Source organism: Polaromonas sp. P3_A5, assembly GCF_056403055.1.
In genome coordinates this window covers 599418-622758 of sequence record NZ_JBFUGF010000001.1, presented here as the reverse complement: position 1 = coordinate 622758, position 23341 = coordinate 599418, and the positions used below count along the sequence as shown (strand labels likewise).

Here is a 23341-nt window from a genome sequence, read left to right as displayed (position 1 = left end):
GCCCTTTGTAGGTCCCCCACGTTTGTCGCTTCGCGTACTACGGGGTTCATGCCGCCACCCCCGTGCGTTCGGCGACGCGCATCACGGCGCTGCGCGAGCGCGGATTGCCTTCGACCTCTTCTGCGCTGGGCTTGGTGCGGCCAAGCGCCTTGAGCTGCATGGCCTTGGGTTCGGCGAAAGGCGCGCGACGGTCGAACACCTCGCGCGAATGTGCGGCGATGAACTGCTTGACGATGCGGTCTTCGAGCGAATGAAAACTGATCACCACCAGACGGCCTCCCGGTTGGAGAACTTTCAGCGACGCAGCTAGCGCCTGTTGCAGCTCTTCAAGCTCGGCGTTGATGAAAATCCGAAGAGCCTGAAATGTGCGCGTTGCAGGGTCCTTGCCCGGCTCGCGGGTTTTGACCGCGCCAGCCACGACTTCGGCCAGCTCAGCGGTGGTTCGAAGAGGGCCCCGTTCCTGTCGGCGACGATCAATCGCCTTTGCAATCTGTTGAGCAAACCGTTCTTCGCCATATTCACGAATCACCTCCGCCATGGTTTCTATGGATGCATCCACCAGCCACTCGGCCACGCTCTGGCCACGCGTGGTGTCCATGCGCATGTCCAAAGGCCCCTCTTGCCGAAAAGAAAAACCGCGCACCGGGTTGTCGATCTGCGGTGAGCTCACACCCAGATCCATCAGGACACCGGCCGCACTGGCGACGGGCAACAGACCCAAATGCATGAAACCCTCGTGACGGATGGAAAACCGCGGGTCGGTGATGGTGTGCGCCTCGGCAATGGCGTCGAGATCCTTGTCGAAGGCGGTAAGCCGCCCTTGGGGTGAGAGCTGCGACAGCAACAACCGCGAATGGCCGCCGCGCCCGAAGGTCGCGTCGACGTAGTGGCCGTCCGGGTTGACAAGAAGCGCCGCTATGGCTTCGTTCAACAAGACGGTGCGGTGTGTCCATGTGCCGTTCACCGTCTTCTTTCAGAACGAGAAGTCTCTGAAGACATCGGGCATCTCGCCCTTCATCTGCTCGGCCTCCTGGGCTGCGTAGGTGGCGGCGTCCCAAAGCTCAAAATAACCACCCATGCCCAGTAGCACCGTGTCTTTGCTGATGCCGGCAGCCGCCCGCAATTCGGGCGACACCAACACACGGCCGGTGGCGTCCATGTCGACGTCCATTGCGTTGCCGAGGAAGATGCGCTTCCACCACTGCGCCTGCATCGGCAACGAAGCGATGCGGTCGCGGAATTTCTCCCACTCGTTGCGGGGAAAAATCATGAGGCAACCGTGCGGGTGCTTGGTGATGGTGAGTTGGCCGGAAGCTGTGGCGCTCAGCACGTCACGATGCCTGGTAGGCACGGAGAGCCTACCCTTGGTATCGAGAACTAACGATGAAGCGCCTTGAAACACTGCTACAAACCCTTGAAAAACACTTTTCACCACTAAATTGCACTTTTCCCCACTTTAGCAGGAAACCATTTGCAAACAAGGGATTTGAAACAAATTTTTTCAATGAAATCAAGGACTTAGGAGTATCTTCGGATCCAGGGCCTATATTAAAAAGTGTTCTAAATTAAGCACTTAGACGGTGCACTGAAAGTATTGCTTTAAGCGCCAGCAACTGAGCACCCGCCAAAATGGAAAAAAGAGGAACTATTTCCATCCATTCAAACGCTCAGCAACCTGTTTTTACACAGTGCAAGCATGGCATAGCTATGAAAAATATAGCAGGTAACGGCCGCCACATAACAAGAATGGGCGTGACCGCAGGGATAGCGTGTTTTTTGAAGGGATACGGTGCAGAAAGCACAGGGCGCCGGAAGACCTGTCGGACCAATCCGACTAGACGCCGAATGGCATGACAACACTACCCAAATCGGCCAGCAGAAAGGCCGCAAGGTCAGTCGATGCGGACTGTGACCCTTGCGTGCTCAGTGATGCCGATCACATTGAAAAACGCTGCAACGAGGCGATTGACTTCCGTGAATTGCACTGACCGGTTTTCTTCTTCGCGGGCTGACACCCAGTTCAGCAGCGTTCCCGCAGCCGAAAAATCCACGCGAATGAGCTTGGCACAGGAGATCAGCATCATGTCTGCACCCATCAGCTTGACTTCCAGTTTGTCCAGCACCGCTATCGCATCACCCTGGATCTGGCCTGACAGTTCGACCGACAGCACATTGCTCATCTGTGAACTCGGTGCATCCATCTGGGTGTCTCCATCAATGGCGCTCAGACTGGAGGACACGGAATCACGGTACACGTCGCCAATGATGGCCGACCCATCCGTGACGCCGCCCTGCGCATCGATCGGTTTGTATTCGCAACGTGCACTGTCCCAGGCTGGCGGGGAGACCTCGTAGGTAACGCAGAAGTCGAGTGCGGCCAATTCAAAGTCGTCGGGGCGATGCGTTACACGCAGCGCCTCCATGCGCAAAAGCCACCATTGCTGGGCGGTATCGCGGCTGCCTGAAGGGGTGGCGTTCTGCAGTACCTTCTGCAACTGCGCATCACCCATGAAACGCAGCTGAACAGGCTGGGTCGCCCACCCGCTGAAGACCTTGTACAAAGGCTCGACAGCATCAGGTTCGATGGATTTGAGGTTGTTCCAGTTCAGGCGCCACGGCATGGGCGCCTTGGCGGTGGCCGCCTTGAGGGCTGCCACGGTCTGTATACCCAGCACAGAGGGACAGACCCAATCAACAGCAGGACCATTCGGATTGGCGGCAGCCTTGCCCGCCGCCGGAACGCTGAGCATTTTCACCATGTCAGGCATGGAGAACCACTGCGGTGCCGAACGGTCAAACCGCTCGACAAACTGGATGGCTGCCGTTTCAAACTTATCCTGCTGGGCCGTGGCCCGGTACAGGTCAAACAAGGTCAGCCAGGTATCCGGGTGGCCCGCGCGTACGGCACCGGGGGCAAGAATTTCCAGCAGGCCGGCTTCGGCACCCGCATCGTCGCCATTGGCAAACCGGATAGCGGCCTCCTCCAGCTCTGCATCATGGGCAACCACTTCCTCCACATCCACCGCAGTGAGCTTGGAAGGAGAAAAGCTGGAACCGCCGCCGCTGTCGTAACTGCCGCCGATACCCGCCAGGCCGCCGATTGCAGGAGGTTTGGCAGGAGGTTGGGCGGGAGGCGTAGATCGGGCTGCGGCCAGCGCAACAGACAGGGAATCGGGCTGGGTCTGGGAGGGCTCGTGAGCGGCTTCCCGGGCCGCCTGCTGCTCGGCGGCCAACCTGGCTGCGTTCAGCTGCTGCAAACCTGCCGGCGCCGTGGCCCTGTATGCGGTGGGCAATGCATTGTCCAGCATGGGGGGCGCCTGCGTCGATGGGCTATGCAAGGGCGCGTGCACCGAGTTGTCCGGCATGCCGCCATTCTTGGTTTTCCACCACTGCATGGACATCTGCGCTTCGATCTCGTCGATCTTCTTGAGCGTGGTGGCCCTGTCGTCGGGCTTGGAGGGCATGCTGCTCTGGAAGAACGAAGGCCGGCCGCCTGGGTCCTGGCCCACACCCACCATGGCTTCACGCTTGCGCATCTTGCGCAGCATGTCGAATTCGCGCTTGCGCACGAAGTCGTTTTGCCGCTTGCGCTCAATCATTTCCTTGAGCAATTGCTTGCTCATGGCTTCGTCGCGGTCTGTTTGCGCGCCGTCCAGATCCGACCAGTTCGTGGCCGGATTCCGGACGAACTTCACCATCTTGGAGAGCAAGCCTGAAGCGGTATCTTCTTTGGACATGGCAGGACGATTAAATAAACTTCAACCGGTAATCTGGGATCAATCGCCAAACATCTTCTGTTTAAGTTCCCGGCGTTGCTGTGCTTCCAGGGACAAATTGGCCGTGGGACGGGCGATCAGCCGGCCTACGCCGATGGGTTCGCCGGTTTCATCGCAATAACCGTAGTCGCCGGAGTCGATGCGGGCAATCGACTGTTCGATCTTCTTGAGCAGCTTGCGTTCCCGGTCACGGGTGCGCAATTCAAGGGCATGTTCTTCTTCAATCGTAGCGCGGTCCGCCGGGTCGGGCACCACAACGGTGTCTTCCCGCAGATGCTCGGTGGTTTCACCGGCGCTGTTGTGGATGTCCTGCTTGAGCACCGACAGCTTGTGGCGAAAGAAAGCCAGCTGCTTTTCGTTCATGTACTCGGAGTCCGGCATCGCCTTGACTTCGTCGTCGGTCAGCTGCTCGGCGGATTTGGTCTTCCAGTTGTTGGCGAGCTTGGGGTCTTTTTTGGCCGCCGCCTGGGGTGGCGGCGCGATCACGCGTTCGGTCATTGTGGAGTAACTGGCTTTGGCTGCGTCAGGCGCATGGGTTGGCACCATGGGTGCGGGAGGGGGTGACTGGGTGGCTACGCGGGCGGAGCTGCGCCTGCCGGGTTTCAGTGGAGGCGGGGCCATCAGCCCGGCCCTGACCGGTGCCGGGGCGGGTACCACCACGGCGGCGGGGGCCGGCTTGGCGCTGCTTGCAGGTTTTACGGCCGGTTTTGCAACGGGCTTGGCAGCTGATTTTGCAACAGGCTTTGCCGCAGGTTTTGGGGGAGATTTGAGCACGGGCTTGACGGGTTTGGCGACGGCCTTTGCTTTGGGCAAGGGCTTGGCAGCGGTTTTCTTGACAGCTGCGGTGGCAGGCTTTTTCGTGGAAGCAGCCTTGACAGCCGGCTTGGCGGCTTTTTTGGCAACGGGTTTGGGTGCCGGCTTGGCTTTGGCAACAGGTTTGGCCGCTTTCTTCACAGCTTTGGCGGCGGGCTTTGGCGCCGGCTTGGCTTTCGATGCAGGCTTGGCGGCCGGTTTGGCAGGTGTCTTGGTCTTTTTTGCTTGGGCTTTCACAATGTGTCTCCTCTGGGAAGCAGCCCCGGAATGGCCCATGGCCCTCCGCGGCAGCTTCCTGGCCAAACCGCTGCAGCGCAGTTCAACCCTACCTGTTGCCAGATTTCCTGGTTTGTCTGCCGCCTGCCAGCCTCGAAAACCACACCTGGGTGGCTTTCAATCCGCTTTGTAGCCGATTTTGTGCCTGGCTTGCCTCCCGAATTGATTTTCCGGGTATTTTGGTCGGCGCGCGATTGTAGCGGCTGCGCAGCCTGCCGTAGCACCCTTGGAACAAATCGTTGGAGAATCGAGACAAACATGAAGCCCTCCGCCTTTTACAGGCCACAGGCGGACAGCCTACCTCAAACCAGGCATTGCTCCAGGCCCTGCAGAAAAATATCTTTGGGCAAATCGATGCCGATGAAGACCATCTTGCTGTTTTTCTTCTCGCCCTCGGCCCAGGCGGGCCCCAGGTCGCTGCCCATGAGCTGGTGCACCCCCTGGAAAATCACCTTGCGGTCGGTGCCTTCCATATTCAGCACGCCCTTGTAGCGCAACATGCGCGGGCCGTAAATGTTGACGACCGCACCCAGGAAGTCCTCCAGCTTGGCTGGGCTGAAAGCCTTGTCCGACCGGAACACAAAGCTCTTGACGTCATCGTCGTGGTGGTGATGGTGGCCATGGCCCTCATGCCCGTCCTTGGCGTCGTGCGCATGTGAAGGGTGATCACAGTGCTCCCCGTGCTCATGGTCATGATCGTGGTCATGCCCGGCATGGTCGTCTTCCTTGAGGAAGTCGGGGTCGATGTCCAGCTTGGCATTGAGGTTGAAGCCGCGCAGGTCAAACACGTCCTTGATGGCGACTTCCCCGAAATGCACCGCTTTCTGGGGCGCGCGCGGGTTCATGTGCTTCAGGCGGTGCATCAGCGCGTCAACTTCGTCCCTGGCCACCAGGTCCGTTTTGCTGATGAATATCTGGTCGGCAAACCCGACCTGGCGGCGCGCCTCCTGGCGGTCGTTGAGCTGGGTCGCGGCGTGTTTGGCGTCGACCAGGGTCAGGATCGAGTCAAGCAGGTACTGCTCGGCAATTTCTTCGTCCATGAAAAACGTCTGCGCCACCGGCCCCGGGTCGGCCAGCCCGGTGGTTTCAATGACCACGCGCTCAAAGTCGAGCAGGCCCTTGCGCTTTTTGGCGGCAAGCAACTGCAGTGTTTCGCGCAGGTCTTCGCGGATCGAGCAGCAGATGCAGCCGTTGTTCATCTGGATGATGTTTTCTTCGGTGTCATTTACCAGGATTTCGTTGTCGATGTTTTCTTCACCGAACTCGTTCTCGATAACAGCGATTTTCTGGCCGTGCGCCTCGGTCAGCACGCGCTTGAGCAGCGTGGTTTTGCCGGAGCCCAGGAAGCCGGTGAGGATGGTGACGGGGATCAAGCTCATGGTGTTACCTAAAAACAGGAATTGCAGGGGTAGCGCGAAGGGCGAAGCAGGTCGCAGCCACACAGGTGGGGGAGTTTAGCGGCGGGTTCAAGCCCGCCACGCAGCCCCCGTGAATACCACCTTGGCCAGCAGTTACTTTACAGGTCGTGTCAAGCGCAGGGGCCCCAAAAACAGCGCAGGCCGGTAATTTCCGTCCTGTATCCGCTATATTTTTAATAGCTGCTTGCGCCCGTCTTTATTAGCCTGCAGCCACTATTTATATAAAAATCAGCCGCCCACCCGTTTCACCAGTACGAGCCCCTTCAGGTACTCGCCTTCCGGGAAGGCGACCGTCATGGGATGGTCGGGTGCGCCACCCATGCGCTCGGAGATGAAAGCGTCCACCCCCGCATCGATGCCGGCCGAAGCCACGATCTTGTGGAACAGGTCGGCGCTGACCCCGCCCGAACACGAGTAGGTAAACAGCACGCCGCCGGGCGCCAGAATCGACAACGCCAACCGGTTGATGTCCTTGTAGGCACGGGCGGCACGCTCGGCATGCGTCACCGTGGGCGCGAATTTGGGCGGGTCCAGCACGATGGCGTCGAACATCCGGCCTTCCTTCTGGTACTGGCGCAGCGAGGCGTTGACATCGGCATCCAGCAGGGTGGTGCGGCTGGCGTCAAAGCCGTTCAGTGCCACATTGGCCCGGGCCCGTTCGATCGCCGGGCCGGACGAATCGATCGACGTGACGTGCCCGGCGCCGCCGGCCAGCGCAGCCACGGTGAAGCCGCCGGTATAGCAATAACAGTTGAGCACCTGGCCGAACCGCAGGCGGCGCGTGTAGGCGGCAAACTTCTGCCGGCTGTCGCGCTGGTCCAGGTAAAAGCCGGTTTTATGGCCTTCGGCCACGTCCAGGCTGAGCTTCCAGTCGTGTTCGGTAATGGTGATGCCGGTTTCGCCCGAGCCGGCCAGCCAGCCGGTGACCTCCGGCAGACCTTCCAGGGCACGGGAGCTGGCGTCGGAGCGTTCATAAAGGCGCGTCAGGCCGGTTTGGGCAAGCAGGGCTTCGACAATCACACTTTTCCATTTTTCTGCGCCGCAGCTGGAAAACTGCGCCACCAGCGTGTCCGCATAGCGATCCACCACCAGGCCTGGCAGGCCGTCGGATTCGCCGTGAATGAGCCGCCGCCCGTCGCTCTGGATGTCAAACAGCTCCCGTGCCTTCAGGGCCTGGGCGATGCGCGCTGAAAAGAAGGCAGCGTCGATGCGTTGGGCTTCGTCAAAGCTCCAGACCCGGGCCCGGATCCTGGAGGCCGGGCTGAACGCTGCCCAGCCCAAAAATTCGCCGGCGTGGCTTTCCACCCGCACAGTCTCGCCCGCATCACCGCCCCCTTTGGCGATGGCGCCGTCAAAAATCCAGGGATGGCGCCGCAGCAATGAGCGCTCCTTGCCGTCCCGCAGTCGAATTATTTTCATGGCGCTATTGTCGCGGCTGATGGTATCGCCCCCTCCTGAGCACCGGACGTCCACCCGGGCAAATGAGCCGACCGACAGCGATTTGACAGCTCGGTGTAATTTTCGTGAAAGTTTTGCGACAATCGCAGGTTAATGTTTTTGACCTCATTTTCGCGGCGATGGAAGAAACACGGGCCGCTGGCAAGCCCGGCCATGCGCACGCCCGCCCCCGTCCGCACCCTGTTGCTGGGGCTGGTTATCAGCCTGTTCATGGGCTCGCTGCTGGCGCTGACCAGCCTGGATGCACGGTCGCGCACCATACTGGACCTGGACACCCAGACAGAACCTGTCGCACTGCAGGACTGGGGCGATTACTGGATAGACACAACCGGCCAGTTCACTCCCGAGCAGGTTGCCGCCGCCCCCGACATCCCCTGGAAGCCGACACACGGCAATGCGATCTACCCGGTGACCAGCGGCCAGGCCATGTGGGTGCGCTTTAACGTGCCGCCGGCGCCAGACACAGAGCGCTGGTACCTTGAGGTTCCCTACCCGTCCATCGACCGGGCTTCGCTGTATACCCCGGACGGTGTCGGCCGGTGGAACGAGCAGCGCGCCGGCGACCTGGTGGCGGTAGACAAGTGGCCAGTGCCGCACCGCCATCCCCTGCTGCCCATCGCGCTGTCGGCCGAGGTACCCACCCATTACCTTTTGCGCCTGGAGAACGGCCACGCATTCAGCGCGCCACTGCAGTTCATCAGCGAGGGGCGCCTGAGCCACTCAGAACAGCGTGTTTCCCTGATCCTGGGCATCTTTTTCGGGCTGACGGGGCTGGCGGCGCTGATCTCGGCGCTGGGCGCCATTTCACTGCGCGACACCGCGTACGGTTACTACGCCCTCTGCGTGACCCTGATGGGCCTGACGCAGGCGACCGTCACCGGCATCGCGGGGCTGCACCTGTGGCCGGCGTGGCCGGGGTGGAACGACATTTCGACATCCGTGCTGCCCATGCTGGCGGTGTCGGCCACCCTGTTGTTCATTTCCGCGGTGGTGGCCCTGCCCGAACGCTCATTGCGCCTGCATTGGCTGATGGCGGGCCAGGCCGCGCTGGGCGTGCTGGCGGCTGTGGTGCTGGCGCTGGTTCCATCTGCATCGCGCATGGGCCTGTTCATCCCCATCGTGCTGCTGCTGGAATTCAGCAGCGTGCTGGTCATGGGCTGGGCCTGGCGCCGCGGCGACCGGTTTGCGCCCTGGCTGATGCTGGCGTATGTGCCGGTGCTGGCCGCCGCTGGATGGACCATGGCCCGCAATGCCGAGCTGGTGCCCATCGGTTTCCTGACGCAGCACGGCATGCAGCTGGGCGTGGCGCTGCATTTGCCCATCGCCATGCTGGTATTGATGCTGCGCAGCCAGCACCGGCGCGAAAACATCCGCCGCATCCAGGGCCTGGACCGGGTGGACCCGGCCACGGGTCTCATCAACGGCCACGTGTTTGCCGAGCGCCTGATCCGCATGATTGCGCGTTCCGAACGGCTGCGCCACCAAAGCGCGGTGATGATCATCGACCTGGTCAATTCCGAGCAGATCCAGCGCGACTTCGGGCGCAAGGCCGCCGAAGAATTGCCGCTGCACGTGGCCGAACGCCTTTTATCCACCGCGCGCGAGATCGACAGCGCTGCGCGGCTGTCGGAGCGGCGCTTCGGCATGCTGGTCGAAGGCCCCTTCAATGCCGAGGACGCCGGCACGCTCGGGCCGCGCATCGTGGCGCGCTGCCTCATGCCCTACAAGGGCCTGCACGTGGACTGCGTCGCACAGGTTCATGTCGCGTACGCCCTGGTGCCTTACCAGGGCTCCAACGCCCAGGGCCTGCTGACCCAACTTGAAGAGCGCCTGGCCGCCGCCCCGGCTGACAGCAAGCGGGCGGTGTTCATGCTCGGGGAAATGCCACCGGCACGGCCGGCAAGGCGCGACCGCCCCAGTCCAGCCTGAGCCTGGCACCAGTGCTGGTGCCAGGCTCAGGCTTTGTCTTTAGCGTCTTTGTCGGGCTTCGCCAGGCTTCCTGGTGATGCCGGCGCGCCCGCGCCGGCCTTTCCGGCTTTCGACAGGGCCCGCGGGTGCGCCGCGTCATACACCTTGGCCAGGTGCTGGAAATCCAGCCGGGTATAGACCTGCGTGGTCGTGATGTTGGCATGGCCCAGCAGCTCCTGAACCGCACGCAAATCACCGCTGGACTGCAGCACATGGCTGGCAAAGGAGTGGCGCAGCATGTGCGGATGCACCGGCGTGGCCAGCCCCGCCTTCAGCGAGCGCTGCTTCAGCCGCACCCGGATGTGCTGCGGCGTCAGGCGGGTGCCACGCTGGTTGATAAAAAGCGCATGGTCTTCACGCGCCCAGTTGGCCCGCGCGGCAAGCCACTGCTGCAATGATTGCAGCGCAGCCCGGCCGACCGGCACGCTGCGCCTTTTGGAACCCTTGCCCAGCACATAAGCTTCGGCCGCATCCGTGTCGATCCAGCCGCGCGCCTGCGCACTGGCCTTCACATCCAGGCCCACCAGTTCGCCGATACGCAGCCCGCAGCCGTACAGCAGTTCGGTGATGCATTGGTCGCGCAGCTCCAGCTGCGGGTCGCCATCGGCGGCATCGGCCTGGTAGCCTGCCAGCTGCACGGCTTCGTCCACACTCAGGGCTTTGGGCAAGGGCTTGGGGGCTTTGGGCGCCCGCACGTCCTGCACAGGGTTGCCGCTGATCAGGCCTTCGCGGCCCAGCCAGGTGTAAAAGCCGCGCCAGCCTGAGAGGATCAGTGCAATGCCGCGGCCGCTGCGCCCCGCGCCATGCATTTGCGCCACCCAGCGCCGCATGTGAACGTTTTGCACTGCCACCAGCGCCACCCTGGCCTGGTGTGCATTGACTTCGAGCTTTTGCAGGTCGAGCGCGTAGAGCTCCACGGTGCGCTGGGCCAGGCGCTTTTCCACCCGCACATGCTCCAGGTAACGCTCGACCAGCGGATCGGAAGGCGGCAACGCCAGCTGCCCGCCGCCGGATTCAGAGGCTGAAGGCGGCGTTTGCATCATGGCCGTGGTGGATGGCCCCGGTGCCTATTCGGCAGTGACCGGCTGGGGCCGCAGCCGCGTCAGCGCCGCGCCGGCCAGTTCGCCCAGGCGCTCCAGGAAATCCGTGCCCATGCCGCTGTGAAAACGTTCCGGGTCGGGTGAGGCCAGCACGAGCAGGCCCGAGACTTCCGCCCCCGCCGCAGCGCGCAGCGGTATCAACGCGATCGACAATGCCACCGCGGGCTCGGGCAGCCAGTTGACCGCTTCGAAGCCCGAATTGACGCCGCAGTAGGGTGCGCTCAATGACGATGCAAAGGTTTTGGCGTCCTCGCTCACATCGGTCGCAAAGCTTTCATCCGAAAAAATCCCGTTCACGTCCCAGACCTTGATGGCAGCCTGCGGGATCAGGAATTCGCCGGTGATGCCTTCGACAATGGCGCCCGGCAAGTCGCGCGCCTGCGTCGCCTGCAGCAGCTTGCGTGTCCAGCGCTGCATCTTGTCGGCAATCGCCACGTTGTCCTGCCCGTGACGGATCATGTCGACCATCCGCGTTTCCAGGCCCTTGATCTTTTCGCGCAGCATCAAGGCCTGGCGTTCCTGCAGGCTGACGGCACGGTTGCCGTGTCCGCTGGACAGTTGCACCGAAGCCAGCAGTTCGGCGTGGCGCTCGAAGAAGTCGGGCGTGTTGGCCAGGAAGTTGGCGATGTCGTCTTCGGTGATGGGGTGTTCAGTTGGATTCATCCGGGCATTGTCCTCAGTTTTGCAGCAGGCGCAAAGGCATACTGCGCCCGCGTTACATCCGCTTTCGTCGAAAGGCAGTTTTCAGATCCCATCGGGGATATTGATCTCGGACTCAAACACCGTAGTAGCCGGCCCGGTCATCATGACAGGCGCGTCGAGTCCGCCGGGCCACTCAATGGTGAGCTGGCCGCCCCGCGTCATCACGTCCACCCGCGCATCCAGCAGGCCCCAGCGTATGCCCGCCACCACCGCCGCGCAGGCGCCTGTGCCGCAGGCCAGCGTCTCGCCCGCGCCGCGTTCGTAGACCCGCAGGCGAATCTGGCTGCGCGAAACCACCTGCATGAAGCCGGCGTTCACACGGCGCGGAAAACGCACGTGGTTTTCAATCAGCGGGCCGGTTTGCAGCACCGGCGCAGCGTCGACGTCATCCACCAGTTGCACCGCGTGCGGGTTGCCCATCGACAAGGCCGCTATCAAAAGAGGAGCTGCTTGCGCTGACCCATCAAGGGCTAGCGGCCATTTTTGCCATGAGCCTTGGGTCACAGGCGTAAGGCCCGAAGCATCAAAAGGAATCCGTACCGGGTCAAACACCGGGGCGCCCATGTCGACCGTGACACGCCCGTCAGCCTGCAGGCGCGGCTCGATGATCCCGCCGAGGGTCTTGACCCTCACAACGTCCTTTGTCGTCAGCCCCTGCTCGCGTACAAAGCGCACAAAGCAGCGCGCGCCGTTGCCGCACTGCTCAACCTCGCCGCCGTCGGCGTTGTGGATCACGTACTCGAAGTCGATGCCCTCCCCCGCATCCGCAGGCGGCGGCCGCACCGAGAGAATCTGGTCGGCGCCCACGCCGAAGTGGCGATCGGCCAGGAAGCGGTATTGCGCGGTGGAGAGGCCCAGCGGGGCGCGGGTTTCGTCGAGCATGACAAAGTCATTGCCCGCGCCCTGCATTTTGGTGAATCGGATTCGCATGGGGGAATTATCTGCGGTGCGAAGGCGGCACTTAAAGAGGTGAATCGGCCATTTCGCACCCACCGGCCGTGGTTTTGAAGGAATTCAGGGCGATACGCATGGTTTGCCACGGTTTTGCAGGGCAGAAAAATACGCCCAAACCCGCCGGCAACGCCCGCGCAGCCCCGAAGCCATAATTTGCGGATGCCACGTCCTTCCCAATTGCTCCATCCTTCGCGCGAACCCGCGCCTGTACGCCCGGCGGCCACCGTGCTGTTGCTGCGCGACACCCCGCACGGCGTCGAAGTCCTGATGACACGGCGCTCCACGAGCGCCAGCTTCGCCCCGGGGGCTTATGTCTTTCCCGGCGGCGGCATCGACGCGGCGGATGCCGCGGCGCATGCACAGTCTACGCGGCGGGCCACGCAAAGCGACCTGCACCTGACACAGGCCATCGCGGCTATCCGCGAAAGTTTTGAGGAACTCGGCGTGCTGCTGGCGCGCCACGTCGACGGCAGTTATGCCACGACCGCCGACATCGCAGCACTGGACCGCAAGGCGTCCTTCGCCGTGCAATGCCGGGAGCGCGGCTTGACGCTGGCCGGTGACCAGGTGTTTGTGCTGGCGCACTGGATCACCGACCGCGACCTGCCGCGCCGCTTTGACGTGCCTTTTCTTGTTGCCCGCATGCCCGAAGGGCAAAACCCGGTGGCCGACGAGGCCGAGCAGTTTGAGCCGGTCTGGGTGCGGCCGGCCGAGGCGCTGGCGCGGCACGCGGCAGGGGGTTTCTTCATCATCTTCCCCACGATACGCACACTGGAAAGACTGCAGCACTACCCCGACGTGGCCTCGGTGCTGGCGGCCTGCGCGTCCGAAGTCCCGCTCTGGACCTCCTGCCCGCGCGCCGGGCTGCTGGCCGGCAAGGAAGCGCGCTATATGGAACACGAAGCGCCCTACGGCGAGCTGGCGCTGACCTGCCCGGACGGGCAGATCGTGCACGCGCTCGACTGGCAGACATCACAGCCCGTGGCGCTGCTCAACAACGTGATGCGCCTGACGGCGCCCAACCCCGGCGTGATGACCGGGCCGGGCACCAACAGCTACCTGGTCGGCGACCCGGGCAGCGGCTACATCGCCATCGACCCCGGCCCGGCCGATCACGACCACCTGCAGCGCCTCTGGCGGGCGGCCGGCGGCGACATCCGCATGATTGTGTGCACCCACTCGCATCCCGACCATTCACCCGGCGCCAAACCGCTGCAGGCCATGTGCAGCGTTGCGCCGCCGATTCTGGGCCTGCCTTCGGCACCCACGGCGCGCGCCGCCAGCGCCTTCTCGCCGGATCGATCGCTATCAAATCAGGAGCTGCTTGCGCTCACCAGCAAAGGGCCGGAAGGCGAAATTACCCATACCCTGAAGGTGCTGCACACACCCGGCCATGCCGCCAACCATGTGTGCCTGGTGCTGGTGGAAGACGGCCTGCTGTTCAGCGGCGACCACATCCTCAACGGCAGCACCACGGTCATTGACCCGCCCGATGGCGACATGAGTGCCTACCTGGATTCCCTGGACGCGCTGAGCGCGGCCTGCGACGAACACCAGATCGGCTTCATCGCCCCGGCGCATGGCTACGTGCTGGCGGACGCAAAGAATGCGATCGCCCGGCTCAAGGCGCATCGCCTGCAGCGCGAAGCCAAGATCATGCGCGTGATGCAGGCCCACCCGGAAGGCACGATCGACGACTGGGTCGCGGGCGCCTACGACGACGTGGACCCGCGTATCTGGCCGGTGGCCAAACGCTCGCTGCTGGCGCACGTGGACCGCGTGCGTGAGCTGGGCCTTGTCCATTAACGATTTCTGCACACGCGCCAGGCATCGCTATTGATTTGCAAGCCACCACCGAGTACCCGCACTACTGTGGCGTGAAAGTTGCTAAACCTTGGACCGTACGTAAGGGTATATACCGGCGTTAAGGCCTTGAACAGTCACCAAGGCTACTGAAAGGGGCTGTTTGACCCCAGGGCTGCGGTTTATACTTTTTGTTCGTATGCCGGAAGCCGTGCCTGACCGCATGGCTTGACGGGCATCACCATCATTTCAACCTTTTTTGAGGGACTTCATGTCTTCCTACTCCATCTCAACGCGACGTTTCCTGCAAACCGCCGGCACCCTGGTCGCCGGTATCGTTCTGGCCGCTTGCAGCAAGACCGAGCCGCCGGCACCCGCAGCCAGCACACCCGCTCCCGCCGCCTCGGCACCCGCACCTGCGGCCAAGGTGTACGTCGTCGGCACGGATGCCGCGTATGTACCTTTTGAGTCCCAGAACGACAAAGGCGAGATCGTCGGTTTCGACATCGAAGTCGTCAAGGCCGTGGCACAGAAGGCCGGCATCGAAGTCAAGTTCCTGAATACGCCATGGGAAGGCATCTTTAACTCCCTGAACCAGGGCGACCGCGACCTGCTGGTCTCGGCCATCACGATCACGGCCGAGCGCAAGCAGACCATGGATTTTTCGTCGCCTTACTTTGACGCGCAGCAACTGATCGCCGTGAAGAAGGATTCGAAGATCGCCAAGTTCAACGACCTCAAGAAACTCAAGGTCGGCGTGCAGAACGGCACCACGGGTGACGAAGTCATCACCAAGCTGCAGGGCAAGGACAGCGCCAACATCAAGCGCTTTGAAGCGACGCCACTGGCACTGAAAGAGCTGGAAGCCGGCGGCGTGGACGCCGTGGTCGCCGACAACGGCGTGGTGGAGCACTACGTCAACAACAACACCGGCTCGAAGTTCAAGACCATCGCCGACGCCAGCTTTGCACCCGAGCAATACGGCCTGGCCGTGAAAAAGGGCAACGCCGAGCTGCTCGCAAAACTGAACAAGGGCCTGGCCGACATCAAGGCCGACGGCACCTACGACAAGATTTTCGCGCAGTACTTCGGTAAAGCGCCAGCCGCCACCGCACCGGCACCAGCTGCCGCCGCCTCTCCCGCCAAATAAGACGCTGCAGGCAGGGCCGGCAAGGCCCAAAGACAAAGCCCCGTTCATTGCTGAACGGGGCTTTTTTATTAGTGTGAAGCCCGCCGATAAGCCGGATTCTGTGCACCGGACCCCCTTGGAGAAAGTCCGGCGTGACCGCCATTAATCTGGGCCGGGGGTCGCCCCCACGGCTCAATGCTACCTACCCGCCAACTCTGCGGAACCACATCAACGTTGGCCTACTTGGTATTGCTGCGCGTAGAGATTGCCCGTTTCACCCGGCCCGGGGTTGCCCCAAGGCCGACTCGTCTCTGTTGCTCTGATCCTCACCTCACGGTGGAGAGGTATTACCTCCTACGCTGTCCTGTGCAGTCCGGACGTTCCTCCAGTGCCTGGTTTCCCAGATTGCACCAGCGGCGGTCTGGCGTGCTTCACGGGGCCCATTATCCGCCAGTCCTTTAAAATGCAGGTTGCTTGATCAACACGAGCCCCTCTCATGATTCGCCTGACCGAACTCAAACTTCCGCTGGACCACGCGGAGGATGCCCTGCCCTCCCTGGTGGCCCAGACACTGGGCGTCGCCGCAGCCGCCCTGCAGAACGTCCACATCCACAAACGCAGCTTTGATGCCCGCAAGGCAGACCTGCTCAAGGTCTACATCGTCGACGTCACGCTCGCCGATGCGGCCCAGGAAGGCGCACTGCTGGCGAAATTTTCCGGCAACCCGCACATCTTTCCCACACCGGACATGGCCTACCGCACGGTGGGCCAGGCGCCCGCCGGCTTGCCGTTGCGACCGGTCGTCGTCGGCTTCGGCCCCTGCGGTATGTTCGCAGCCCTGCTGCTGGCGCAGATGGGCTTCAAGCCCATCGTGCTGGAACGCGGCAAGACGGTGCGCCAGCGCACCCGGGACACCTGGGGCCTGTGGCGCAAGAACGTGCTCAACCCGGAATCGAACGTGCAGTTCGGCGAAGGCGGCGCCGGCACCTTTTCCGACGGCAAGCTCTACAGCCAGATCAAGGACCCGCGTCACCTGGGCCGCAAGGTGATGAACGAGTTCGTGAAGGCCGGCGCGCCCGCCGACATCCTGTTCGAGGCGCACCCGCACATCGGCACCTTCAAGCTGGTGAAGGTGGTCGAAAACATGCGCGCGCAGATCGTCGCCCTGGGCGGCGAGATCCGCTTCGAGCAGCGCGTGACCGACGTGCTGATCGAGGACGGCCCGCAAGGCAAACAGCTGCGCGGCCTCACGGTACTGGACCAGGCCACGGGCCAAAGCCACGAGATGCGTGCCGACCAGGTGGTGATGGCGCTGGGCCACAGCTCGCGCGACACCTTCGCCATGCTGTATGCGCGCGGTGTGTACATCGAGGCAAAACCCTTTTCCATCGGCTTTCGGGTCGAGCACCCGCAGGGCATCATCGACCGCGCGCGCTGGGGCCGCCATGCCGGCCATCCGTCGCTGGGCGCGGCCGAATACAAGCTGGTGCACCACGCCAGCAACGGCCGCTCGGTCTACAGTTTTTGCATGTGCCCGGGCGGCACGGTGGTGGCCGCCACCTCCGAGCCCGGCCGCGTGGTGACCAACGGCATGAGCCAGTATTCGCGCAATGAGCGCAATGCCAATGCCGGCATCGTGGTGGGCATAGACCCGCGCGACTACCCCGGCTTCGAGGCGGGCGACGCGCTGGCCGGCATCGCGCTGCAGCGCCAGCTCGAATCGCACGCGTTTGTATTGGGCGGCAGCAATTACCAGGCGCCGGCGCAGCTGGTGGGTGACTTCGTGGCGGGCCGCCCCTCGACCGCGCTGGGCAGCATCACCCCATCCTACAAGCCGGGCGTGACCATCGGCGACCTGTCGTCTGCCCTGCCTGCGTACGCGATCGAGGCCATGCGCGAGGCCTTTCCCGTGTTCGGCAAAAAGATCAAGGGCTTTGACACCCATGACGCGGTGCTGACCGGGGTGGAAACGCGCACTTCCTCGCCGATCCGCATCAGCCGCGGAGAAGACCTGCAAAGCGTCAACGTGCGCGGCCTCTACCCGGCCGGCGAAGGCGCCAGCTACGCCGGCGGCATCTTGTCGGCCGGCGTGGATGGCATCAAGGTTGCGGAAGCCCTGGCGCGCAGCGTGCTGCAGGACGCCGAACAACAGCGGATGGCCGCGTGATGGGCCAGGACTTTCACTACTACGAGCCCTCGAAAGGCCACGGCCTGCCGCACGATCCCTTCAACGCCATGGTGGGGCCACGCCCCATTGGCTGGATTTCGTCGCAGGACGCCAGGGGGCAGCTCAACCTGGCACCCTACAGCTTTTTCAACGCCTTCAACTACACGCCTCCCATCATCGGCTTCGCCAGCATTGGCGCCAAGGACAGCCTGCACAACATCCGCGAAACCGGCGAGTTCGGCTGGAACCTGGCGACGCGGCCGCTGGCCGAGGCCATGAACCGTTCCTGCGCGATGGTGCCGCCCGAGGTCAACGAGTTCGAACTCGCGGGCCTCACGCCCGTGGCCTCGCAACGCATTGCCGTGCCGCGCGTGCAGGAAAGCCCGGTATCGTTTGAATGCCGGCTGACGCAAATCCTGCAGCTGCAGGGCGCCGACGGCGTGCCGGTGCCCACCTGGCTGGTCCTGGGCGAGGTCGTCGGCGTGTACATTGCAAGGCATCTGCTCAAAGACGGCATTTACGACACGGCGGCTGCCGAGCCCATTCTTCGCGGCGGCGGCCCGGCTGATTATTTCGCCGTCACCCCCGACAACCTCTTTCGCATGTTCAGGCCCCGCTGAGCTTTCTGAACACCCCGCCACACCATCTTTTTCACCCACACACATGACCGAAACCACCACACCTTCCCCGCGTGCCAAACGCCCCCGCCCCCCGCAGCGCCCCCGGCCGGCCAATCCGCAGCAGCAGCGCACTCGCGAAGTCCACCCCGTGCTGGAAAAGCTGTTTGAGCTCTATCCGAAAATGTTCGGCGCACAGTTCCTGCCGCTCAAGCTGGGCGCTTTCCAGGACCTGCTGGCGGAAAACCCCGAAGCATTCAAGCGCGACGAACTGAAAGTGGCGCTGGGCCTGCATGCCCGTTCCACGCGTTACCTCGAATGCGTGGCGGCTGGCCACCCGCGCCACAACCTGCAGGGCGAGCCCGTCGAGCCGGTAGCGCCCGAGCATGTGCATCACGCGATCATGGAAGTGTTCCGCCGGCGCCAGGCACGTTCAAAGGAAGACCTGCGCCCCAAAGTGCGTATGCGCCTCATCGAGGCCATTGAAGCGTCCGGCTTGAGCCGCGAAGAGTACGCAGAACGCACCCGCACGCAGGATGAGGTGTCGAACACCTTGCTGGACGAGGCTTTTGCGGAGATGGCAGTGCAAACTGCCAAACGCGAAGCACTGATGCGTGCCTTTGAGGCCAGCGGGAAAACGGCTACGGAATTTGCCGAGATGTATGGACTGGACCCCGCGCAAGTGACACACGCCATAGAGCTGGTACAGAGAAGCCGCCAGGCCTGAGGCTTCCACTGTAGCCTCAGTCAATCAGCAGATCGGCTGATCAATAGAGCGAGCGGCCAAAACGCTCAAGGCGGGGTTGCCACTTCTCCAGGATGTCCGCCGACACCAGGATCCGTTCCGCACGCCCAATCAGCAGGTTGCGCGGCACCAGGCCTATGTAGCGCGAATCTGCGCTGTTGTCGCGGTTGTCACCCAGCATCAGGTACTGGTCAGCGGGAATCGTGATCGGCCCCCAGCTGTCCTTGGCCTTCACACCGGCCAGCCACTGGATTTCATGTTGCTCCTGGGCTGTGGCTTCTTTCACGTGCGTGGCCACCAGCACGCCAACCGGCCCGGCCGGCTCCAGCACCGTGTCCAGCGCCTCATAGCGGGCTGACTGCCCGTTGATGATGAGCACCTTGTCGCGCATTTCCACGACGTCGCCCGGCACAGCCACCAGCCGCTTGATCAGGCGGACGCCGTCCACCGGCGAGGAAAAAGTGACGACGTCGCCGCGCTGCGGATCGGTGGTGCGCGCCAGCACGGTATCGGTCAGCGGAATCTTGACGTTGTAGGCCAGCCGGTTGACGAAGACCACGTCACCTTCGAGCAGGTTGGGCCGCATGGAGCCTGAGGGAATGGGGTTCCAGTCCGCGATTGCGGTACGGAACAGCCCGAACAACAACAGCAACACCAGAAAACTGCGGTTCTGCCTGATCCAGCTTTTCATGCCTGCACTCCTGTGAAGAAAACGGGAAGAAAAAAAGGGCGCCCTGTGCGGGGCGCCCTTTGATGGTTCAAGCCTGGCTGTTCTGCAATGCTGCGATGCGCTCTTCAATCGGCGGGTGCGTGGCAAACAGCTTGCCGATGCTGCCGGTGATACCCATGGCTTCCACCGCTTTGGGCAATTCGCCCGGCTGCATGCCGCCCAGGCGGGCCAGCGCGTTCATCATGGGCTGGCGACGGCCCATCAGCTGCGCGGCGCCGGCGTCGGCGCGGAACTCACGCTGGCGCGAGAACCAGGCCACGACGATGGCGGCGGCAAAACCGAGCACGATGTCCAGCACGATGGTGCTGACGTAGTAGCCGATACCGGGGCCGGAGTTGTTGTCGCTGCCGCGGCGCAAGAAGCTGTCGACGGCGTAGCCGATCACACGCGAGAGGAAAACCACAAAGGTGTTCATCACGCCCTGGATCAGCGTCATGGTGACCATGTCGCCGTTGGCCACGTGGGCGATCTCATGGCCCAGCACGGCTTCGATTTCTTCCTTGGTCATGCCTTGCAGCAGGCCGGTGGACACGGCCACCAGCGACGAATTCTTGAACGCGCCGGTGGCAAAGGCATTGGGCGCGCCTTCAAAGATGCCGACTTCGGGCATGCCGATCTGGGCCTTGTCGGCCAGCTTGCGCACAGTTTCGACGATCCAGGCCTCGTCGGCATTTTGGGGCGACTCAATCACCCGCACCCCGGCGCTCCATTTGGCGACGGGCTTGCTGATCAGCAGCGAGATAAAGGCGCCGCCGAAGCCCATGATCAGTGCAAAGCCGAGCAGCGCAGTCAGATTCAGCCCGTTGGCCGTGAGAAAGCGGTTGACGCCAAGCAGGCTGGCGACAATGCCCAGCACCACCACGACAGCAAGGTTGGTCAGGACAAACAGAAAAATACGTTTCATGGGTTCTCCGTGGGGGTCGGTGAAAAAAGCCCGCCTTGCGCAGGATATGAGGGCTTGCCAGCCCAGTTCAAGCTGCGCCGCAAGCCCGTGGCTGATTTCTATCTGTTGTTGTTCAGCCGTGGCGGTCGGAATACAAGGGAGTCATCATAAAAGGAAAAGTTCTCGTTCCCGGGCCACCAGCCGGGCACGCCCAGCACCGGCAAAGGAAGAAACGGCTTGCCGGCCAGCTTGTCCGCGCTCAGGTCGGCAGCAATCCAGCGGTCCAGATCTGCTATTGAATTGATAGCTGGTTGCGCCCGGTAGACATGGGCTGTGATCGGTTTTCGTGGATAAATCAGTTTTTCCAGCAGCGCATGGCCAAACAGCACCAGCCGGGCCTGCGGCCAGAGTGGGCGCAAACCTACAAAGAGTTGCTGCCAGTCCCGGGCCGCCAACGCGTCCCACAAGGGTTGCGGCGCCGACAGGAAAGCAGCGTTCTCGTCAAAAAGCGTCAGCGCGTCACGGACCGGGCCGCGCACCTTTTGCACACCGGCCTGCGCAATCTCTGCAGCCTGCAATTGGTTGAGCTTCTTTTTGGTTTCGGGGAACTGCATCCAGCACAGGCCATTGAAAAAATCATGGGCACCTTCGCGGGTGGGGCATTCACCTGTCCTGAAAATAAAGCTCTCGTAAGCCTCACCGGCGGGCAATGCACTTTGGGGAACAAAGCGCACCGGGGCACGCTGCTCGGCATTCAGGGCCTGGTGCAGCGCAGTGCCCGCCGCAATGGCCTGGGCGACGCGTTCGCCAGGCTCCTGCCAGGGTTGCAGCCAGGGCTGGTTCCATGCCGGCATCGGCATGGCCGGCGCTGGCTGCAGGGCTGCAGCGACTCGCACCTGCAGGCCCCCTAGGCCCGGGCCGACTTGTTCAGTCGCTTGTCGCGCACTGCGACGGTCGACTTGCCTTCGTCGGCGATGTCAAACAGCTGGGTGGCCACCAGCAGCTTGGTCAGCGTGGCATAGCCGTAGTTGCGATGGTCAAACGAGGCCTGGTTGGCGATTTGCGTGCCCACAGCACCCACGCGCGCCCAACCCTCGTCGTCGGCTGCGGCCTGGACGGCATTGCGCAGCAGCATGACCAGCTTGGCGTCCTGCTTGAGCTGGGCGGGTGTTGCCCTGAGGGGCGCGGCGGCAACCGCCTCGCCATCGTCACGGCTGTCTCCGTGGGCACCGCCCGCCGCATCACTGACGGCGATGGGGCGCAGCTTGTCGAGGAACAGGAATCTCGAACACGCATTGACAAAAGGCTCCGGCGTTTTCTGCGCTCCAAAGCCGTAGACCGCTGCGCCCTTGGCGCGCAGGTGCATGACCAGCGGCGTGAAGTCGGCGTCCGACGAGACGATGCCAAAGGCGTCGGGCCGGTCGGTATAGAGCAGCTCCAGCGCGTCGATCACCATGGCCATGTCGCTGGCGTTCTTGCCTTTGGTGTAGTCGAACTGCTGCATGGGTCGGATGGCATGCTCGTGCAACACCTCTTCCCAGCCCTTGAGTTCATTCTTCTTCCAGTTGCCGTAGGCGCGGCGGATGTTCGTTTCGCCGAAGGTCGACAGCTCGTTGAGGATCAGGTCGATCTTGGACGCCGGCGAGTTGTCGGCATCAATGAGCAGGGCAACACGCGGCTTGTGGTCCATCAGGTGCTTTCTGAAGTGTGCAGTTTCCAGGGCAGGTTTTCACCCGAGCGCAAAGGCTTGAGCTCGGCCTCGCCGAATGCAAAGCTCTCGGGCGGGTGCCAGCTTTCCTTCTTGAGCGTGATGCGGCCGGTATTGCGCGGCAGGCCGTAAAAATCCGCACCGTTGAAGCTGGCAAAGGCCTCCAGCTTGTCCAGTGCGCCGGCGGTATCAAAAGCTTCGGCGTAGAGCTCCATGGCGGCGTGGGCGGTGTAACAACCTGCGCAGCCCGTTGCGTGCTCCTTGAGGTGCGCGGGATGCGGTGCGCTGTCAGTACCCAGGAAAAACCGGTTGTTGCCGCTGGTGGCGGCTTCTACCAATGCCAGACGATGCGTTTCGCGCTTGAGCACCGGCAAGCAGTAGTAATGCGGGCGAATGCCGCCCGTGAAAATGGCATTGCGGTTGTAGAGCAGGTGGTGCGCGGTGACGGTCGCACCCGTGAACTGGCCGGCATCGCGCACGTAATGGGCGGCTTCGCGGGTGGTGATGTGCTCAAACACGATCTTGAGCTCAGGGAAATCGCGGCGCAGCGGAATCAACTGGGTGTCAATGAATACCGCTTCCCGGTCGAACAGGTCGATGTCGGAGGACGTCACCTCGCCATGCACCAGCAGCAGCAACCCTTCCTTTTGCATGGCCTCGAGTGCCTTGTAAGTCTTGCGCAGGTCGGTCACACCGGCATCGCTGTTGGTGGTGGCGCCGGCCGGGTATAGCTTGAGCGCCACAACACCGGCGTCTTTCGCGCGCTTGATCTCATCGGGTGGCAGGTTGTCGGTGAGGTAGAGCGTCATCAATGGCTCGAACTGCACGCCGGCCGGCACAGCGGCCTGGATGCGCTCCCGATACGCCGCCGCCTGGGCGGCCGTGGTCACCGGCGGGCGCAGGTTGGGCATGATGATGGCGCGGCCAAACTGTGCGGCCGTGTGCGGCACCACGGTGTGCAGGGCCTCGCCGTCGCGCACATGCAGGTGCCAATCGTCGGGCCGGGTGATGGTCAGGGTGGAGGCGGGTGTGCGGGTGGCTGAAGTCATGGCCTGAATTGTCGCACTGGTCACACCACCCGACCATCATGAGCC

General features: G+C 62.8%; 20 protein-coding genes and 1 other RNA gene. 6 read left to right on the top strand and 15 right to left on the bottom strand.

Going from position 1 to position 23341, the window contains the following annotated elements; all coding sequences use genetic code 11:
- Window positions 1–46 precede the first annotated feature (46 nt).
- From rsmH to AC1DU8_RS02960, 6 genes are all read right to left on the bottom strand, one after another.
- Window positions 47–964 (bottom strand): 16S rRNA (cytosine(1402)-N(4))-methyltransferase RsmH, encoded by a 918-nt coding sequence (rsmH, locus tag AC1DU8_RS02985; protein ID WP_457281107.1) that lies wholly within the window; start codon window positions 962–964, stop codon window positions 47–49.
- A 9-nt stretch (window positions 965–973) separates the two neighbouring features.
- Window positions 974–1402 carry a division/cell wall cluster transcriptional repressor MraZ gene (gene mraZ / locus AC1DU8_RS02980; RefSeq protein WP_457281642.1) on the bottom strand — a complete coding sequence of 143 codons (429 nt, stop codon included), beginning with the start codon at window positions 1400–1402 and terminating at the stop codon, window positions 974–976.
- A gap of 490 nt (window positions 1403–1892) precedes the next feature.
- Window positions 1893–3737, bottom strand: coding sequence for an STAS domain-containing protein (locus AC1DU8_RS02975; RefSeq protein WP_457281108.1), 1845 nt, complete (start codon window positions 3735–3737; stop codon window positions 1893–1895).
- Between the two features lie 39 nt (window positions 3738–3776).
- The gene (gene dksA / locus AC1DU8_RS02970) at window positions 3777–4826 is read right to left on the bottom strand and encodes an RNA polymerase-binding protein DksA (RefSeq protein WP_457281109.1); all 1050 of its coding nucleotides are present in this window, start codon (window positions 4824–4826) and stop codon (window positions 3777–3779) included.
- A gap of 341 nt (window positions 4827–5167) precedes the next feature.
- Window positions 5168–6244: a CobW family GTP-binding protein gene (locus AC1DU8_RS02965; RefSeq protein ID WP_477726429.1), complete on the bottom strand. Its 1077-nt coding sequence runs from the start codon at window positions 6242–6244 to the stop codon at window positions 5168–5170.
- A 267-nt stretch (window positions 6245–6511) separates the two neighbouring features.
- Window positions 6512–7702: a class I SAM-dependent rRNA methyltransferase gene (locus tag AC1DU8_RS02960; RefSeq protein ID WP_457281111.1), complete on the bottom strand. Its 1191-nt coding sequence runs from the start codon at window positions 7700–7702 to the stop codon at window positions 6512–6514.
- A 192-nt stretch (window positions 7703–7894) separates the two neighbouring features.
- Here AC1DU8_RS02960 and AC1DU8_RS02955 point away from each other — a divergent pair, with 192 nt between their 5' ends.
- Window positions 7895–9670, top strand: coding sequence for a sensor domain-containing diguanylate cyclase (locus tag AC1DU8_RS02955; protein WP_477726428.1), 1776 nt, complete (start codon window positions 7895–7897; stop codon window positions 9668–9670).
- A 26-nt stretch (window positions 9671–9696) separates the two neighbouring features.
- On the opposite strand, the gene AC1DU8_RS02950 is transcribed toward AC1DU8_RS02955, so the two are convergent.
- The 3 genes from AC1DU8_RS02950 to dapF form a co-directional block, all read right to left on the bottom strand.
- Window positions 9697–10752, bottom strand: a complete 1056-nt coding sequence (locus AC1DU8_RS02950; RefSeq protein ID WP_477726427.1) for a tyrosine recombinase XerC — start codon at window positions 10750–10752, stop codon at window positions 9697–9699.
- Between the two features lie 24 nt (window positions 10753–10776).
- The gene (locus tag AC1DU8_RS02945) at window positions 10777–11472 is read right to left on the bottom strand and encodes a DUF484 family protein (RefSeq protein WP_457281114.1); all 696 of its coding nucleotides are present in this window, start codon (window positions 11470–11472) and stop codon (window positions 10777–10779) included.
- A gap of 81 nt (window positions 11473–11553) precedes the next feature.
- Window positions 11554–12441: a diaminopimelate epimerase gene (gene dapF / locus AC1DU8_RS02940; protein WP_477666619.1), complete on the bottom strand. Its 888-nt coding sequence runs from the start codon at window positions 12439–12441 to the stop codon at window positions 11554–11556.
- 183 nt (window positions 12442–12624) lie between these two features.
- Here dapF and AC1DU8_RS02935 point away from each other — a divergent pair, with 183 nt between their 5' ends.
- The gene (locus AC1DU8_RS02935) at window positions 12625–14271 is read left to right on the top strand and encodes an MBL fold metallo-hydrolase (protein ID WP_477666618.1); all 1647 of its coding nucleotides are present in this window, start codon (window positions 12625–12627) and stop codon (window positions 14269–14271) included.
- A gap of 268 nt (window positions 14272–14539) precedes the next feature.
- Complete coding sequence (locus AC1DU8_RS02930; RefSeq protein WP_477666617.1) at window positions 14540–15418, top strand: basic amino acid ABC transporter substrate-binding protein; 879 nt, start codon at window positions 14540–14542, stop codon at window positions 15416–15418.
- Window positions 15419–15489: 71 nt separating this feature from the next.
- On the opposite strand, the gene rnpB is transcribed toward AC1DU8_RS02930, so the two are convergent.
- Window positions 15490–15830, bottom strand: an RNA gene (gene rnpB, locus AC1DU8_RS02925) — RNase P RNA component class A.
- A 63-nt stretch (window positions 15831–15893) separates the two neighbouring features.
- On the opposite strand from rnpB, the gene AC1DU8_RS02920 reads away from it, so the two are divergent.
- Genes AC1DU8_RS02920 through AC1DU8_RS02910 form a run of 3 tightly spaced genes read left to right on the top strand, consistent with a single transcriptional unit; the run spans window position 15894 to window position 18908 of the window.
- The gene (locus AC1DU8_RS02920; protein ID WP_457281118.1) at window positions 15894–17564 is read left to right on the top strand and encodes an NAD(P)/FAD-dependent oxidoreductase; all 1671 of its coding nucleotides are present in this window, start codon (window positions 15894–15896) and stop codon (window positions 17562–17564) included.
- On the top strand, window positions 17564–18184 hold the full coding sequence (locus AC1DU8_RS02915; protein ID WP_457281119.1) for a flavin reductase family protein: 621 nt from the start codon (window positions 17564–17566) through the stop codon (window positions 18182–18184). Before AC1DU8_RS02920 ends, AC1DU8_RS02915 begins: the two co-directional genes overlap by 1 nt.
- A 43-nt stretch (window positions 18185–18227) precedes the next feature.
- Window positions 18228–18908: a ProQ/FINO family protein gene (locus AC1DU8_RS02910; RefSeq protein ID WP_457281120.1), complete on the top strand. Its 681-nt coding sequence runs from the start codon at window positions 18228–18230 to the stop codon at window positions 18906–18908.
- Window positions 18909–18948: 40 nt separating this feature from the next.
- On the opposite strand, the gene lepB is transcribed toward AC1DU8_RS02910, so the two are convergent.
- The 5 genes from lepB to pyrC all read right to left on the bottom strand — a co-directional run bounded on the left by lepB (window position 18949) and on the right by pyrC (window position 23296).
- Window positions 18949–19617 carry a signal peptidase I gene (lepB, locus tag AC1DU8_RS02905; protein WP_457281121.1) on the bottom strand — a complete coding sequence of 223 codons (669 nt, stop codon included), beginning with the start codon at window positions 19615–19617 and terminating at the stop codon, window positions 18949–18951.
- Between the two features lie 67 nt (window positions 19618–19684).
- The gene (htpX, locus tag AC1DU8_RS02900) at window positions 19685–20560 is read right to left on the bottom strand and encodes a protease HtpX (RefSeq protein ID WP_477656648.1); all 876 of its coding nucleotides are present in this window, start codon (window positions 20558–20560) and stop codon (window positions 19685–19687) included.
- Between the two features lie 98 nt (window positions 20561–20658).
- Window positions 20659–21399: a DUF3025 domain-containing protein gene (locus tag AC1DU8_RS02895; RefSeq protein WP_477727027.1), complete on the bottom strand. Its 741-nt coding sequence runs from the start codon at window positions 21397–21399 to the stop codon at window positions 20659–20661.
- Window positions 21400–21446: 47 nt separating this feature from the next.
- Complete coding sequence (locus AC1DU8_RS02890; RefSeq protein WP_457281123.1) at window positions 21447–22229, bottom strand: NYN domain-containing protein; 783 nt, start codon at window positions 22227–22229, stop codon at window positions 21447–21449.
- The gene (gene pyrC, locus AC1DU8_RS02885; RefSeq protein WP_457281124.1) at window positions 22229–23296 is read right to left on the bottom strand and encodes a dihydroorotase; all 1068 of its coding nucleotides are present in this window, start codon (window positions 23294–23296) and stop codon (window positions 22229–22231) included. Before pyrC ends, AC1DU8_RS02890 begins: the two co-directional genes overlap by 1 nt.
- Window positions 23297–23341 lie beyond the last annotated feature (45 nt).